The organism is Aminobacter sp. NyZ550, assembly GCF_025628925.2.
Taxonomy (GTDB): domain Bacteria; phylum Pseudomonadota; class Alphaproteobacteria; order Rhizobiales; family Rhizobiaceae; genus Aminobacter; species Aminobacter ciceronei.
Window position 1 is genome coordinate 5,032,265 of sequence record NZ_CP114190.1, and the last position, 13,981, is coordinate 5,046,245.

The 13,981-nt window shown below is 61.3% G+C and carries 15 protein-coding genes; 4 read left to right on the plus strand and 11 right to left on the minus strand.

Annotated features, from left to right (window positions below; translation table 11 throughout):
• Genes N7E70_RS25020 through napE form a run of 5 tightly spaced genes read right to left on the minus strand, consistent with a single transcriptional unit; the run spans window position 1 to window position 3,878 of the window.
• Window positions 1-492 carry a nitrate reductase cytochrome c-type subunit gene (locus N7E70_RS25020; RefSeq protein ID WP_067964975.1) on the minus strand — a complete coding sequence of 164 codons (492 nt, stop codon included), beginning with the start codon at window positions 490-492 and terminating at the stop codon, window positions 1-3.
• Entirely contained in the window at window positions 462-2,966 is a 2,505-nt protein-coding gene (gene napA, locus N7E70_RS25025; RefSeq protein WP_263007948.1) for a periplasmic nitrate reductase subunit alpha, read from the minus strand. The genes N7E70_RS25020 and napA overlap by 31 nt, the downstream gene beginning before the upstream one ends.
• Window positions 2,963-3,226 carry a chaperone NapD gene (locus tag N7E70_RS25030; RefSeq protein ID WP_067964980.1) on the minus strand — a complete coding sequence of 88 codons (264 nt, stop codon included), beginning with the start codon at window positions 3,224-3,226 and terminating at the stop codon, window positions 2,963-2,965. The genes napA and N7E70_RS25030 overlap by 4 nt, the downstream gene beginning before the upstream one ends.
• A gap of 4 nt (window positions 3,227-3,230) precedes the next feature.
• Window positions 3,231-3,716, minus strand: coding sequence for a ferredoxin-type protein NapF (locus N7E70_RS25035; protein ID WP_083948676.1), 486 nt, complete (start codon window positions 3,714-3,716; stop codon window positions 3,231-3,233).
• A 9-nt stretch (window positions 3,717-3,725) separates the two neighbouring features.
• Complete coding sequence (gene napE / locus N7E70_RS25040) at window positions 3,726-3,878, minus strand: periplasmic nitrate reductase, NapE protein (protein WP_154386989.1); 153 nt, start codon at window positions 3,876-3,878, stop codon at window positions 3,726-3,728.
• Between the two features lie 395 nt (window positions 3,879-4,273).
• Between napE and N7E70_RS25045 the strand changes: the two genes are divergently transcribed.
• Entirely contained in the window at window positions 4,274-4,738 is a 465-nt protein-coding gene (locus tag N7E70_RS25045; RefSeq protein ID WP_067964985.1) for an RrF2 family transcriptional regulator, read from the plus strand.
• Between the two features lie 280 nt (window positions 4,739-5,018).
• On the opposite strand, the gene N7E70_RS25050 is transcribed toward N7E70_RS25045, so the two are convergent.
• Window positions 5,019-6,155: an NnrS family protein gene (locus N7E70_RS25050; protein ID WP_083948677.1), complete on the minus strand. Its 1,137-nt coding sequence runs from the start codon at window positions 6,153-6,155 to the stop codon at window positions 5,019-5,021.
• A gap of 3 nt (window positions 6,156-6,158) precedes the next feature.
• Window positions 6,159-6,404, minus strand: coding sequence for a DUF2249 domain-containing protein (locus N7E70_RS25055; RefSeq protein WP_067964988.1), 246 nt, complete (start codon window positions 6,402-6,404; stop codon window positions 6,159-6,161).
• Window positions 6,405-6,809: 405 nt separating this feature from the next.
• Here N7E70_RS25055 and N7E70_RS25060 point away from each other — a divergent pair, with 405 nt between their 5' ends.
• Window positions 6,810-7,220 carry a hypothetical protein gene (locus N7E70_RS25060; RefSeq protein ID WP_067964990.1) on the plus strand — a complete coding sequence of 137 codons (411 nt, stop codon included), beginning with the start codon at window positions 6,810-6,812 and terminating at the stop codon, window positions 7,218-7,220.
• Between the two features lie 46 nt (window positions 7,221-7,266).
• On the opposite strand, the gene N7E70_RS25065 is transcribed toward N7E70_RS25060, so the two are convergent.
• Window positions 7,267-7,548 carry a DUF2249 domain-containing protein gene (locus N7E70_RS25065; protein WP_067964992.1) on the minus strand — a complete coding sequence of 94 codons (282 nt, stop codon included), beginning with the start codon at window positions 7,546-7,548 and terminating at the stop codon, window positions 7,267-7,269.
• 218 nt (window positions 7,549-7,766) lie between these two features.
• Here N7E70_RS25065 and hemN point away from each other — a divergent pair, with 218 nt between their 5' ends.
• Window positions 7,767-9,119 carry an oxygen-independent coproporphyrinogen III oxidase gene (gene hemN / locus N7E70_RS25070; RefSeq protein ID WP_067964994.1) on the plus strand — a complete coding sequence of 451 codons (1,353 nt, stop codon included), beginning with the start codon at window positions 7,767-7,769 and terminating at the stop codon, window positions 9,117-9,119.
• A gap of 38 nt (window positions 9,120-9,157) precedes the next feature.
• Window positions 9,158-9,688 carry a ClbS/DfsB family four-helix bundle protein gene (locus N7E70_RS25075; RefSeq protein WP_067964996.1) on the plus strand — a complete coding sequence of 177 codons (531 nt, stop codon included), beginning with the start codon at window positions 9,158-9,160 and terminating at the stop codon, window positions 9,686-9,688.
• 146 nt (window positions 9,689-9,834) lie between these two features.
• Here the strand turns inward: N7E70_RS25075 and N7E70_RS25080 are convergent, their stop codons facing one another.
• From N7E70_RS25080 to N7E70_RS25090, 3 genes are all read right to left on the minus strand, one after another.
• The gene (locus tag N7E70_RS25080; protein ID WP_067964998.1) at window positions 9,835-11,733 is read right to left on the minus strand and encodes a nitric oxide reductase activation protein NorD; all 1,899 of its coding nucleotides are present in this window, start codon (window positions 11,731-11,733) and stop codon (window positions 9,835-9,837) included.
• A 10-nt stretch (window positions 11,734-11,743) separates the two neighbouring features.
• Window positions 11,744-12,553, minus strand: coding sequence for a CbbQ/NirQ/NorQ/GpvN family protein (locus tag N7E70_RS25085; RefSeq protein ID WP_067965000.1), 810 nt, complete (start codon window positions 12,551-12,553; stop codon window positions 11,744-11,746).
• Between the two features lie 74 nt (window positions 12,554-12,627).
• Window positions 12,628-13,974 carry a cbb3-type cytochrome c oxidase subunit I gene (locus tag N7E70_RS25090; protein WP_067965002.1) on the minus strand — a complete coding sequence of 449 codons (1,347 nt, stop codon included), beginning with the start codon at window positions 13,972-13,974 and terminating at the stop codon, window positions 12,628-12,630.
• Window positions 13,975-13,981: the final 7 nt, after the last annotated feature.

Consider the following 13,981-nt stretch of genomic DNA (forward strand, 5'->3'; position numbering starts at 1 on the left):
TTACTCGCTCCCGGCGGGTTCGACGCCCATCTCGCTCATGTCCTTGAACAAGTTTTCCACCAGTGGCTTCATGTCTGCCTGCGGCACGTGGCACGCCGTGCAGAAGTACCGCCGCGGTGACACGTCGGCGATCATCTGGCCTTCGCGCGTCAGGTAGTGGGTGACGCTAATCATCGGCGCACCCGACCCTTGGGTGAACTCGCGCTTGTGGCACGACAGGCAGCGGTTGGTGTTGACCGAGAGCTGATAGCCTTCGATCGAATGCGGGATGACCGGAGGCTGGTCAGGATAGGCTCGCATCTTGCGGATGTCGTCAACGACCCACTTTGGCAGGGGGTCGGCGGGCAGCGACTCCATGGGCGAAGTCGCTCCTGTCAGTTCCGAGGCCATCTGAGCGATCGCCGCAGTTCCCGTGAGTAAAACAACGGCAACAAGCGCCGCCGCCAGCTTATGCCGCTTGATCAAGCGGCCGATACGATCTTGACCGCGCATTTCTTGAAATCCGTCTGTTTGGAGATGGGATCGGTAGCGTCGAGCGTAACCTTGTTGATCAACTGGCTAGCGTCGAACCATGGCACGAAGATCACTCCGCTGGGCATGCGGTTGCGGCCTCGCGTTTCCAGCCGCGACCGAATTTCGCCCCGGCGCGAGATGATGCGAATCTCGGCGCCCTGGTTGAGGCCGCGCTTTCGCGCATCGTCGGCGTTCATGAAACACCGCGCCCCGGGGAACGCTCTGAATAGCTCTGGCACGCGCATGGTCATTGAGCCCGAATGCCAGTGCTCGAGAACGCGGCCAGTCACAAGCCACAGGTCGAATTCGTCGTCAGGCGATTCCGCTGGCGGCTCGTACGGCACGGCCAGGATGACCGCCTTGCCGTCCGGACGGCCGTAGAACCGTACCCCCTCGCCCGGCTTGACATAAGGGTCGTAGCCCTCGCGGTACCGCCACTTCGTTTCTTTGCCGTCCACCACGGGCCAACGCAGGCCTCGCTCTTCGTGGTAGCGATCGTAGGGCGCCAGGTCGTGACCGTGGCCTCTGCCGAACGCGGCGTACTCCTCAAACAGGCCCTTCTGCAGGTAGAAGCCGAAGTCCTTGGCCTCGGCGTTTTCGTATTCAGGGTTGATTTCGGCTGCCGGGAACTTGTCGACATTGCCGTTGCGGAACAGGACGTCGAAGAGCGTCTTGCCGCGATATTCCGGGTTAGCGTCGAGGATCTCCGCAGTCCAGACCTCGTCCGTCGTGAAACGCTTCGAGAACTCCACCAGCTGCCAGAGGTCGGAGCGGGCCTCCCCCTTTGCCTGCACCAATTGGTGCCAGACGTGGGTTCGGCGCTCGGCATTGCCGTACGCGCCTTCCTTCTCCACCCACATGGCAGCCGGCAGGATCAGGTCCGCGCTCAAGGCGGTCACGGTCGGGTAGACATCCGACACGACGATGAAGTTGTCGGGATTGCGGTAGCCGGGATAGGTCTCCTGGCTGTTGTTTGGCCCCGCCTGAACGTTGTTGTTAACCTGCACCCAGTAAAAATTGAGCTTGCCGTCCTTGAGCATCCGGTCCTGCTGCACGGCGTGGTATCCGGGTTTGTCGGGCAGCAGACCGTGCGGCAGCTTCCATATTTCCTCGGCATGCGCCCGATGCTCGGGATTGGTAACCACCATGTCGGCGGGCAGGCGATGCGCGAAGGTCCCGACCTCGCGGGCGGTTCCGCACGCCGATGGCTGGCCAGTCAGCGAAAACGGGCTGTTGCCCGGCTCCGAGATTTTGCCCGTCAACAGGTGGATGTTGTAGATCATCTGGTTGGCCCACACGCCGCGGACGTGCTGATTGAACCCCATCGTCCAGAGCGACATGACTTTCCGGGCCGGATCCGCGTAAAGCTCGGCAAGTTCCTCCAAAAACTCGCGTTCAACGCCAGTCAGTTCGACAGTCTTTTCCAGCGTGTATTCCGCCACGAAAGCCTTGAACTCGTCGAAGCCGATCGGCTCCATCTTGCCCGCATCGGCCGCGCCCGTCGCCGCGATTTCCAGCGGGTGTTCAGGCCTGAGACCGTACCCGATGTCCGTGGCGCCCTTCATGAAGGTCGTGTGTTCGCGCACGAACGCCTCGTTGACCCGCCCCGTCGCGATGATGTGGTTCGCGATGTAATTCAGGATCGCCAGATCGGTCCCTGGCTTGAAGATCACCGGAATGTCGGCCAGATCCATGCTGCGGTGGGTGAAGGTCGACAGAACTGCAACCTTCACATGCGGATGCCCAAGCCTGCGGTCCGCCAGGCGCGTCCACAGGATCGGATGCATCTCGGCCATGTTCGAACCCCACAGCACGAAGGCGTCGGCGGCCTCGAAGTCATCGTAGCAGCCCATCGGCTCGTCCATGCCGAACGTCCGCATAAATCCGTAGGCTGCTGACGCCATGCAATGCCGCGCATTGGGGTCGAGGTTGTTGGAGCGGAACCCTGCTCGCATCAGCTTGGTCGCTGCATATCCTTCGAAGATCGTCCACTGGCCGGAGCCGAACATCCCTACGGCGGTAGGCCCCTTCTCCTTCAGCACCTGCTTGCACTTCTCGGCCATCACGTCGAAGGCTTCATCCCAGGAGACTGGCTCGAATTCCCCCTCCTTGTCGAAGACCCCGTTCCGCTTGCGAAGCAGCGGCGTGGTCAGCCTGTCGGCCCCGTACATGATCTTGGAAAGGAAATATCCTTTCACGCAGTTCAGGCCACGGTTGACCTCCGCCTGCATGTCGCCATGCGTGGCAACGACCTGGCCTTCCTTGACTCCGACCATGACCCCGCACCCGGTGCCGCAGAATCGGCATGGCGCTTTCGACCATTTGATCTCGAGGGCACTCACTCCACCGGGGACCGGCTGCGCGGCAGCCGGCAAGGAGATTCCGGCTGCGGCAGCCGCGATGCCAGCCGCATGGGCCTTCAGAACCTCGCGCCGTGTCAGTTCGGTCGTCATTGTCCCGTGACCTCCGCTTCTTCAATGTGTTCAAAAACCATGTTCGCCGCGACCACCCCGTCAAGCAACGCCATCCGCGTCAGGCAGTCGCCCATTGCTCCGGTACTGTCGCCATCAATCACGACGACAATTTTACCTTGGTGCCTGGCCCTGACCTCGACCCCTTCCATTGCCGCAAGCAGGACAGCAACGCTGTCCGCCTTATGGGGAAGCGTAGTCACGACCGCGCTGGAGATATGGCGAATGCGCAGTTCAGGCATGGACTTACCCCTTGCTTCGTTCCGAGATCGTGATTGCCCCGGCGGGGCAGACGCCGATACATCCTCCGCAGCCGCTGCAAGCGGTTTCATTCAGGACAGGCAGGAACGGGCCGCCGACGCGGGGCTGAAACCGGATGGCTTCTTCCGGGCATGCGTCCCTGCAAGATTGGCACGCGATCCCATTGCTCGCAAAACACGACGACCCGATCGAGACCACATGAGCAAACCGCCGGGGAACTTCGCTGCCGAACACGGGTTCAGGGCAGGCTGCAGCGCACCTTCCGCAGAAGGTGCATTCACCGCTGGCGAAATCCAGAAACGGAACGTTTCCTGCGAGCGAAATGATGGTCGTCGGACAGGCATCGACGCATGCTCCGCACCCCGTGCATAGGGCAAGCTCCACCACCCCTGGCGGACGAGCCATAATTTCAGGAGGAGACGACTTCCGTCCGGCGAGAAACGAACGTCTGGTGATGTCGGCGGCGCTCATTTGTGCACCTCAGCCGCCATGCGGCCCGGGTGGGCCAAAGATAATCTGAAACATCCAGACGAGAAATCCGTAGCCGCCAACCACGCCGACGGCCACAACGGGCCAGATTCCAAAGGCCAAAACAAGAAAGGCGAAAAGCTCATTGCGTCGCTTGCGCCGCATATCGGGCACGAGCGCTTCATCGGGTGTGTTTTGAGCCATGAAACCTCTCCCTAGACGTCGAGCGTGTCCGACATCCTTGGTACCTCTCCGAAGATCTTTAGATCGTCTTTATGTCTGGAACGTAACTGCCGATCACGACTGCGTGCTCCCACACGGCCCTTTCTTGTCATCGCACCAGACTAGCCATAAAAGTGGTATTCGCAATACCATTATGAGGGCTTTAGAAGGCGCTGCATTAGGGTGGACTCAACCGTCCTCGACCAAGCCCAGCCGTCGCGGAACAACCGTAGCTGCGGAGGCGCGTCTGCGGGCGCGGTGAAGTGTGACCATGCAGGCATACGCGACTTCCTGCCCACGTTCCCAGATGGGGCAGCGGACGAAAGAGCAACCACACCATGCGCATGACACTTCATACTGACTACGCGCTACGGATGCTGATTTACCTGGCCGTGCATTCCGACCGGACCAGCACGGTAAACGACATTGCTGAAAGCTACGGCATTTCGCGCAACCACTTGCTTAAAGTCACCCTAAACCTCCGGAGATTGGGGCTGGTGTCGACCGCGCGCGGCCGATCCGGCGGCGTTCGCCTGGCGCTCGCGCCCACCGAAATCAATGTCGGCACTGTGGTTCGCGCCATGGGAGACGGCTTCCCTGTGGTCGCGTGCATGGCGGACGGCGAAGGCTGCGTGCTGACACCCGAGTGCAAGTTGCGAAACGTCGTTCGCGCAGCGGTTGGAGCCTATCTTTCTGTCTTCGACAGCTACTCTCTCGCCGATCTAGTTCACAACGGGGACGTGCTCAGGACAATTCTCGATCTTTCCGCAGTCAGCAACGCTCAAGGCACCGTCGCCGCGTGATCATTGCTGCGCATTTTGGGGGCAGGCAAGACATAGGGGGCAATCATGAACTATCGCGAAGCCCAGGAACGCCTTCGCGCCATGGGGATACTCATGAGCAAGCGGGACGGACGAATCCGCCTCAACTATTCCGGAGGTAGCGAAGAGACAGCCTACTATACCCAGGATCTTGAGGATGCGATCGATGCAGGGGGTCGAATGGGACGTTCGCGGCAACCAATGCCAAACTGGTTCACGGTCAAGCCCCCAAGAGTTCCACAGGAACTTGACGAAGCAGCGTCTAGCGGCCCGGTGGGCATCCGCGGACGAGTAATGGCTGATGGAACGCTGCGATAAATAGCAGAAACGCAACGAGCCAAAGCCCGCCTGACAACACCAGGAGGACTGAACCTTGGCTGGCGATGAGTTCGCCCCCGACGCGAGCGACCGCCGCGCCCGTCATCGCCGCGTAGGCTACCGTGGCGCGAATTGACCGGGCGAAAGCGAGTCCGCTGTGCTTCCGGATCATGCTCCCCATGATGGCCAGCGACATCGTTCCGAACGCCCCTACGGTCCAGGCATGCACCGCGGCCGCCGTGCTGACATGCAACGGCACCAATATGTGCAGGGCCAGCAAGGCGAAGCCCAGCCCGATCCAGCAGTATCCCACATGGAGCGCCGCGACCGCTGCGGGCAAACGAACCTGCCAGCCTCGCCATTGCGTCGCCCGCGCCAGCTGGAGCGAGGCACATGCCGCGCAGGCGACGGCGGTGACTTGCGCGTCGGGCATTGCGATCCAAAAAGACAGCGCCAATGCCGCAGCTGCCGCCGATCCCTTCTCCATCACAGCCAAGGGAGCAGGCACTGACGGAGCACCGGAATTGCAGAGATACGCGGCGGTCAACGCAGGAATGACCCGACCGCCCACGACCATCAGCAGACCTGTCATCGTCGCGAGCGACAGACGCAGCGTGAGATCAACTGGATATGATGCCGCGGTCATGGCTGCGCTGGCAGAGAAGCCGAACAGCAGCAGGACTATCTTGTAGTTCCGACGATCCCTCGAGGAGATAACATACCCCGCCGTCGTCAGGGTGAGCGCAGACAGGAAAACTGCCGCGATAGCTGGCCCGGTGCCGTGCGGCCCAAGGACGTAAGATCCGCGCGCGGCGAACCACAGCGCCAGAAGGAATTTCGTCACCGCGTTCCGCGGCCCTGCCTTCCCAGTCCAACGCGGAAGGGCAGTCAAGAGGAAGCCCGCGAGCATGGCAGGAAACGTGCCGTACAGCAGAGCTTGGCGATGCCAGTCGCCGGCAGACGGGCCCGCAAGCCAAGGCTGTGCCCATGACAACGCGGGGGTCCAAATCGCGGCTCCGAAAAGCGCATCCAGCGAAGCGACGGCGAAAAAGGGACGAAATGGCTGGCTGCCGAAAAACAAGGGTCAGCTGCGCTGCGTATCGGTGGCGCGTTTACCGATCTGAATATGCCAATGGGGTGGCCCGGACTGCAAGCACACCCAACTATGCTCGTCGTCGAAGAAAGCCTTGAACTGACTTTCGAGCCGGGAAGTGTCGAAATCGCAGATGACCACACACGATTGGCCGGGATACAGCCCGTCGAAGGCCGACAAGACTGCTGCCTTTTTCAGAGCAGCTGGCAACTTCCGGACATCGTACGTCAAGCCCATGGTGATTTCCCATTTGTCGTCGCCACCGCATCAGGATTCGATGTGCGTTTCCTTGCGCTGCATCAAAGAGCTTGGAGGCTGTTCCCGTAGGATGGGAAAAAAGGAGATCCATCTTGTCCAGCCTGCCCATTCAGACATCTCGCGAGCAATTTAGATGTTGAACGCCTCCTCACAGGCGGTCTTGAAACTCCGGAGGACCAGGCGGCGCTCCAGCAGGATCCGATTCCTCGTCGCCCGCTGGTGGCTTCGAGAAGTCTGGCGCTGGACCAGATAGGCGATGCTTCCCCTTGTGCCTTCGCCGACCGGAATCATGAGTGTTTGTTTCATCACAAGGAAAGGATGTCTGGGACGCGCTAGGAACGGCAATTCGAGTTGCCATGGTGACCCAAGGAGGAGAAGGCTTCCATGACTGTTCCGATTGTTAAAGCGTATGCGATCTGGAGTTCGGCCGTTGAGCGCTACCAGGATTGGCGGGAGCGTCGAAGGGCCTTGCGCGAAGTGGAAGGTCTAGATCAACGCGAGCGCAGCAGATTGCTTCTCGAGGTCGGCCTGACAACCACAGATTTCTCAACCGCAATGCGGTATGCCTTTGCTTCACGTATTCTACTGCCGGAGGCGTTCAGGTCAGTGGGTGTGGATTACGACAAGTTCGAGGCCCGCCACCCGGAATGGAACCAGGACATGCGCAGGACGTGCATGCTCTGCCCGGAGCGGCGGCGCTGCAGTGCCCGCCTGAAGGACTCGTCGTTCGCGGCGACCTATGCTGAGTTTTGTCCCAATGGCCGTAGTCTGGAAGAACTGGTCTCGGTGCAGTAGGCAGTGGAGCGGTGCGGGGCCAATTGCGCGCCCGCACCGCAATCTGTCAGTCGTCGCCGCAGCAGCACCCGCAGCCCGACTGAACGCGTCGTCCGATTTGGACGCGCCAGGTTTCTGGGCCCTGCTCCAGATATTCCCAATCGAAAAGTCCGGGATATCTCACCTCCAGCTGATAGTGCAGCGGACGCGGGTCATGATCGTTCATGAGCACGAAACAGCTGCCTTCGGCCAAGGATTCGATCTGTCCAAAAATCCGGGGATGCCGCTCGGGACGGGGGATGGCCCGAACGTCGATGACGGGGATGGAATCGTTGTCTGCAACTGCCATGTAGCTTTGTCCTGCGGCCTTCCAACTAAACCCATGCCGAGAGGGGCCCAGTTCCATTCTCGACAGGCGCGGGCAACTTAATGCGGCATGCGCGGCCGCAGATTGTCCAAGCGCAAACAACCGGAAGAAACAGCAGTCCAGGCGACGCTTATTGCGTTGGAACAACGATGGCAGATCGACGAGGCGGGTAAGACAATCGGCGAAACAATAGGTGCCCGATGTCCCAGTCTATCCTGCAAAAGTACGGCGAGGCTCGCCTCCCCCGCTACACCAGCTATCCAACCGCGCCCCGCTTCTCGCCAATGATCGGCGTTGACTCCTATGGTGACTGGCTCGAGCAGCTTGCCAAGAAGGACCCCGTCTCGCTCTACCTGCACATCCCGTTCTGCCGATCGATGTGCTGGTATTGCGGCTGTCACACGACAATCACCCGGCAGGACCGCCCCATCCTCGACTACCTCGCCGTGCTGCGTGACGAGATCCGAATGGTTGCCGAACGCATCCCGCACCGCCTGCCAGTCGGCGAGGTGCATTTCGGCGGTGGCACGCCCACCATCATCTCGCCCGCGGAATTCCTGGCACTCATCGGGCTCTTGAGGGAGCGCTACGCCTTCTCCGACACGACCGGGATCGCTGTCGAAATCGATCCGCGTCGGCTGACGCCCGAAATGGCACACACGCTGGGGCACGCAGGCGTCACCCGCGCCAGTCTCGGCGTACAAAGCTTCGATCCGGTGGTGCAGAAGGCAATCAACCGAATCCAGACCCGGAAGGAAACGGCGGAATCCACTGACAACCTCCGGCGCGCCGGCGTTGAGGGGATCAATTTCGACCTGATCTACGGGCTTCCCCATCAAACGGTGCAGTCCTGCATCGATACGGCCAATGCAGCAATTGAAATGCTGCCGGACCGCTTCGCCGTTTTCGGCTATGCGCATATCCCCTCCTTCAAGAAGCATCAGCGCATGATCGACGAAAATGCCCTGCCCGACGGGGCAGCGCGCAACGAACAGGCGGAAGCGATTGCCGCGACGCTGGTCGCCGCCGGCTATCGGCAAATCGGCCTCGACCATTTCGCCCTGCCCGGAGACGACCTGGTACAGGCGCAGGAGTCGGGCAATCTGAGGCGCAATTTCCAAGGCTATACCACGGACAATTGCGAGACGCTCATCGGCTTCGGCGCTTCTGCCATCGGCCGCATGAAGCACGGCTATGTTCAAAACGAAGTGGCGCCAGGACTATATGCCCAGCATATAGCCGACGGAAAGCTGGCTACGGCCAAGGGCTATCGGCTTACCCACGAGGACAAAGTGAGAGCCGAGATCATAGAGCGGTTGATGTGCGACTTCGAGGTCGACATCGCGGCGGTCAGCCGAACCCACGGTTTCAATGCGTCAGCGTTGCTTACCACCAACGAAAGGCTGGCGCATCTGGCCGACGATGCTGTGGTTCACTATACGGGCAGCATGCTCCGCGTCAGTCAAGAACATCGTTTTGTCATCCGTGCAGTCGCTGCGGCCTTCGACGCATATATCGACCAGTCGACGCGGACGCACAGCCAGGCAGCCTGAAGCTGCTACCGATTAGAACGGATAGAGCCGAGAGAGAGATGCCAGTACCGCAGAACAAGGGTGAGCTTCTCAAGGCTATTGAGCACAATTTTGGCAATCTTATTGGCGATTTAAACGCAGTTCCGGAGGACCTGGTTGATCAGCGATCGCTCGACGGTCACGTGACCGGGTCGCTGATGAGCGTGTCCAACCTGTTAGCGTATCTAGTCGGCTGGAACGAGCTTGTGCTCAAATGGCTCGCCAAAGACGCAGCCGGACAACCGATCGATTTTCCCGATTCGGGCTACAAGTGGAACGAACTTGGGAAGCTCGCGCAAAAATTCTATCGCGACTATGACGACATTCCATATCAGCAGCTCCTTGACCGTCTGGATTCTGCCAAGCGCCAGATCGTTGCCCTTATCGAAACGCGCAGCGACGAACAGCTTTATGGAGGCGTTTGGTATGAGAAATGGTCCATGGGGCGCATGATCCAGTTCAACACTTCGTCTCCCTATGACAATGCCCGCAGGCGGCTCCGGAAATGGAACAAGGCGCAGGCGATTCTGCGCAATTCCCAGGCTTCCTGACCAAGCGACTGTGCCGGGACAGCTGGCTCCGCGGGGCATGCCATCGCGATCCAGTTGGCTGACGACCGCTGTCATCCAACTGGAGGACCCAACAAAAAGGCCCGGCGTGGGAGCGCCGGGCCTTTCAGTATCGCGGCCTTGTCCCCCTAGCCTGCAAGGCTGCGATAAATGGCGGGAAGCGCTGCCGGCAGCCGCCCGATGTTAGAGACCAGCGCATAACCGTTCTGGCCGAACATCGCCGGAACGTAGGATTTCGCCTCGCGGTCGACCGTCACGCCGAACACGCCGAGCCCCATGCGTCGCGCCTCCATCACCGCGCGGCGGCTGTCCTCAAGTGCGAACCGCCCCTCATAGTGATCGATGTCGTTGGGCTTGCCGTCGGTCAGCACCAGAAGCAGCTTCTTCCGGTTGGGCTGCTTGTCGAGCTCGGCGCTCGCGTGCCTGATGGCCGCGCCGATGCGGGTGTAATAGCCCGGCTTCAAGGCCGCAATGCGAGCCTCTACCGTCGCCCCCATCGGCTCATCAAAAGCCTTCACCGACTCGATCCGGACCCAATCTCGGCGGCGCGACGTAAAGGTGAGGATCGAGTGATTGTCGCCACAGGCGGTGAGCCCGTTGGCCAGGATCAGCAAGGCTTCCTTCTCGACGTCGAGCACGCGTCGGTTGTCGAACCAGGCGTCAGTCGACAGCGAAACGTCGACGAGGATGGTGACGGCAAGGTCGTGCACCTGCGGCCGGCTCATCAGATGGATGCGGTCGCTGCCCTGCCCGCCGGCGGCCAGGTCGGTGCGGGCGCGTACCACCGCATCGAGGTCGAGGTCGGCACCGTCGAGTTGAGCGCGCAGCACTTCGCGGCGTGGCCGCAACACTTCAAACTGGCGACGCACGCGTCGAATGAGGCGTCTCGTTTCGATGTCCGGCTCGGCTGTGCTACCTAGCGCCGAAGCAGGTGCTGCCAGCACCCGGCAATGGTCGGGTAGGTAGGTGCCCGAGCGGAAATCCCATTCCGGATAGGTCCGTTCCGCCGTCAGCGGCGTCCGGTCCAGCGCTTCCGGCGGCAAATCGAGGTCGAAGCGAAAGCGCGATGCCGGACGGCCCTTCCGCTCGCCAAACGTCATGTCGTCAAGGTCTTCGGCCGCCTTGGCGTCGTCGTCGCTGTCGTCGGACGGACGGTCAATATTGACCATCTCGGCCATCGCAAGGATCTTCTCGAAGCGATTGAGGATGAAAGGGCTGCGCTCGTCGGTCCGTGCATCCGCGTTTTCGCGGACGGCGACCTTTCGTTCGGTTTCGGCGCCATCAGCCTCGCGGCCGCCAGCGACGGGTTCGTCTTCGCCACGGCGCGGCGCGGTCTCGGCGCGCAGCAAGGCGTCGGGCCATAACGGTATGGGCAGCATCGGCAAGTAACCCGCCGGTGCACGGTGGGGAAAGATCACGGGCAGCGTATCGTCGAGCAGTCCTGCCTGATGTCTCAGCAGGCCCGTCACGCGCCCTTCGACCTGCGCTTCAACCGTGGGAAGCGGACCGCGCTGGCGGGCAGCAAGCGTTGCCGCCGCAAGTCGGCTATAGCGCCGTCCAAGTCCCGGAAGAGCTGCCACCACTCTGGCCGTCGTCTCTTCCGCACGCCGAAGCACTGCAAGGTCGCGCAGCAAGGGGTCCGTTTCCACGATGGAGTCCAGCGGCATCACCGCCATATAGGCAGCCAGCCAGATATAGAGGTCGCGGTTGAGTGCCCTGTCCGGAAACAGGTCGATCGATGCAGGCAGCATAAGGGACGAGCGGTCGCGCGCTGGCTGGGCGAGCTTTTCCTCGCCGAGCCCCATGCGCTGCCACCAACCGAGGCGGTGGCCAGAAGTCTTGCCGCGAACTGCAGCGACCTGGACCGCCCCTTCGCCGCCGAAACCACGGAAGCAGATCGCCAGCACAGGCTGCACTGCAGCCAGCTTCACCGCATGTTCCGGGTGGCGCGGCCAGGTCTGGACGTGGCCGATCAGGCGGTGCCAGGCGCGGCCGACCGTTTCCTCCAGCTCAAGGAAATCCAGCATGACATGCGCCTCAGCGGATCAGGGAATCGGCCAGTTCGGTCAGGGCTGTCTTGACGTCAGGCTCGTCGGTCAGCGGCGCGATCATCGCGGCAAGCACCGCCTCGCGCACTGGCACGCCGGCGTCGATCAGGCTGGCGCAATAGACAAGCAGACGGGTCGACGCGCCCTCCTCGAGGTCATGTCCTTTCAGCGCGCGAATGCGCCGGGCCAATTCGACAAGCGGCGCCACCTGGGCGTCAGCGAGGCCGCTTTCGGCCGACACCACGGCGATTTCGTCAGACTTGGGCAGGAAATCGAACTCGATGGCGACAAAACGCTGACGAGTGCTCGGCTTCAGGCTTTTCAGGAGGTTCTGGTATCCGGGATTGTAGGACACGACGAGCATGAAACTCGCCGGAGCCGCCAATTGCTCACCCGTGCGTTCCAGCGGCAGGATGCGGCGATCGTCGGTCAGGGGATGCAGCACCACGGCGACATCCTTGCGTGCCTCGACGATCTCATCGAGATAGCAGATGCCGCCCTCGCGCACTGCGCGGGTGAGCGGCCCGTCTACCCAGACGGTATCGCCGCCCATCAACAGGTAGCGCCCGGTGAGGTCGGCAGCGGCCAGGTCGTCGTGGCAGGATACGGTCGAGAGTGGCAGCCCAAGCTTCGCCGCCATGTGGCTGACGAAACGAGTCTTCCCGCAGCCAGTTGGCCCCTTGAGCAGTAGCGGCAAGCGCCGTGCCCAGGCGCGTTCGAACAAGCTGCATTCATTGGCCGAGGGGCTGTAGTAGGCGGGCGCGTCGGCGGCGGGACGGATAGGTAATGCGATTGTCATGGGAGGAACTCCGGAGGAGGCAGGCAGGCATGGGGTGCATGGCCCCGGAATGCTCCGGGGCCATGTACGGAAAGTCATTCGGCTGGCTGCAGGATGCGGGCCGGCTTCTCGCTGCGCTGGCGGCCGGGCACGAGCACGGCCCACATGAACATCAGCGCGGAGACGACCACGACAACGCCGGAACCGAGGCGCACCCAGTAGAACAGCGCGAGCTGGTCCTGCACGTCCATGAAGCTCTCGCCCAGCACACGCTGGAGATGCACTTGGACGACACCCGCGAAGGTCAGCGCAAAGGTCATCACCGACATGGCCGTGACCATCATCCAGAAGCTGACGATCGAGAGCCACTGGTTGTAAGGTGCGCGTCCCTTAATCTCGGGGATGGCGTAAGCCATCATGGCGAGATTAAGCATCACGTAAGCGCCGAAGAAGGCGAGGTGTCCATGCGCGGCAGTCACCTGCGTGCCGTGGGTGTAGTAGTTCACCGACGAAAGTGTGTGCAGGAAGCCCCAGACGCCGGCGCCGAAGAATGCCATCACCGAACAGCCGATGGACCAAAGCAATGCCGCCTTGTTGGGATGGTTCCGGCCCGCCTTCCAGGTCATATGGACGGTGAACGCGACCATGGAGAAGAAGGGCGCGACTTCAAGCGTCGAAAACAGCGAACCGATCCACTGCCAGTAGCCTGGCGCGCCAATCCAGTAGTAGTGGTGGCCGGTGCCAAGAATGCCGGAGAACAGCGCCAGGCCGACGATGATGTAGAGCCATTTCTCCACGACCTCACGGTCCACGCCGTTGAGTTTGATCATCAGGAACGCCAGCACCGACGCCATGATCAGTTCCCACACCCCCTCGACCCAGAGATGGATGACATACCACCAGTACATCTTGTCGAGTGCGAGGTTGGAGGGGTTGTAGAACGAGAACAGGAAGAAGATCGCCAGCGCCCAAAGGCCGAACAGCAGGATGTTGGTGATCGTCGTCTTGCGGCCCTTCAGCGCCGTCATGGTGATGTTGAACAGGAACATCAGGACCACGACGACTATGCCGACCTTGATGACGAAGGGCTGCTCGAGAAACTCGCGGCCCTCGTGAATGCGGAACAGGTAGCCGACCACGGCGACGCCGGCCGCGATGAAGAACATCCAGAATTGGATGATCGCCAGCTTCGGGCTGAAGAGCTCGGTCTCGGTTTCCTCTGGCAGCAGATAGTAGGTCGCGCCCATGAAGCCCATCAAAAGCCAGACCACCAGCGCGTTGGTGTGAATCATCCTGATGATGTTGAACGGCAGAAGCTCGGACAGCGTATTGGGCAGCACATAGATGGTCCCGGCGAGAACGCCGAAGGCGACCTGAGCCAAAAACAGGACCAGCGCGCCGTAGAAATAGGTCATCGCGACCTTTTGCGTTTGGTATTTCATATCTCTC

Coding starts and splice junctions, on each gene's coding strand:
- N7E70_RS25030 (WP_067964980.1), bottom strand. CDS start 3,226: ATGCCTGAACTGCGCATTCGCCATATCTCCAGCGCGGTCGTGACTACG.
- N7E70_RS25085 (WP_067965000.1), bottom strand. CDS start 12,553: ATGACAATCGCATTACCTATCCGTCCCGCCGCCGACGCGCCCGCCTAC.
- N7E70_RS25045 (WP_067964985.1), top strand. CDS start 4,274: ATGCGCATGACACTTCATACTGACTACGCGCTACGGATGCTGATTTAC.
- N7E70_RS25060 (WP_067964990.1), top strand. CDS start 6,810: ATGACTGTTCCGATTGTTAAAGCGTATGCGATCTGGAGTTCGGCCGTT.
- N7E70_RS25065 (WP_067964992.1), bottom strand. CDS start 7,548: ATGGCAGTTGCAGACAACGATTCCATCCCCGTCATCGACGTTCGGGCC.
- hemN (WP_067964994.1), top strand. CDS start 7,767: ATGTCCCAGTCTATCCTGCAAAAGTACGGCGAGGCTCGCCTCCCCCGC.
- N7E70_RS25020 (WP_067964975.1), bottom strand. CDS start 492: ATGCGCGGTCAAGATCGTATCGGCCGCTTGATCAAGCGGCATAAGCTG.
- N7E70_RS25075 (WP_067964996.1), top strand. CDS start 9,158: ATGCCAGTACCGCAGAACAAGGGTGAGCTTCTCAAGGCTATTGAGCAC.
- napA (WP_263007948.1), bottom strand. CDS start 2,966: ATGACGACCGAACTGACACGGCGCGAGGTTCTGAAGGCCCATGCGGCT.
- N7E70_RS25035 (WP_083948676.1), bottom strand. CDS start 3,716: ATGAGCGCCGCCGACATCACCAGACGTTCGTTTCTCGCCGGACGGAAG.
- napE (WP_154386989.1), bottom strand. CDS start 3,878: ATGCGGCGCAAGCGACGCAATGAGCTTTTCGCCTTTCTTGTTTTGGCC.
- N7E70_RS25055 (WP_067964988.1), bottom strand. CDS start 6,404: ATGGGCTTGACGTACGATGTCCGGAAGTTGCCAGCTGCTCTGAAAAAG.
- N7E70_RS25080 (WP_067964998.1), bottom strand. CDS start 11,733: ATGCTGGATTTCCTTGAGCTGGAGGAAACGGTCGGCCGCGCCTGGCAC.
- N7E70_RS25090 (WP_067965002.1), bottom strand. CDS start 13,974: ATGAAATACCAAACGCAAAAGGTCGCGATGACCTATTTCTACGGCGCG.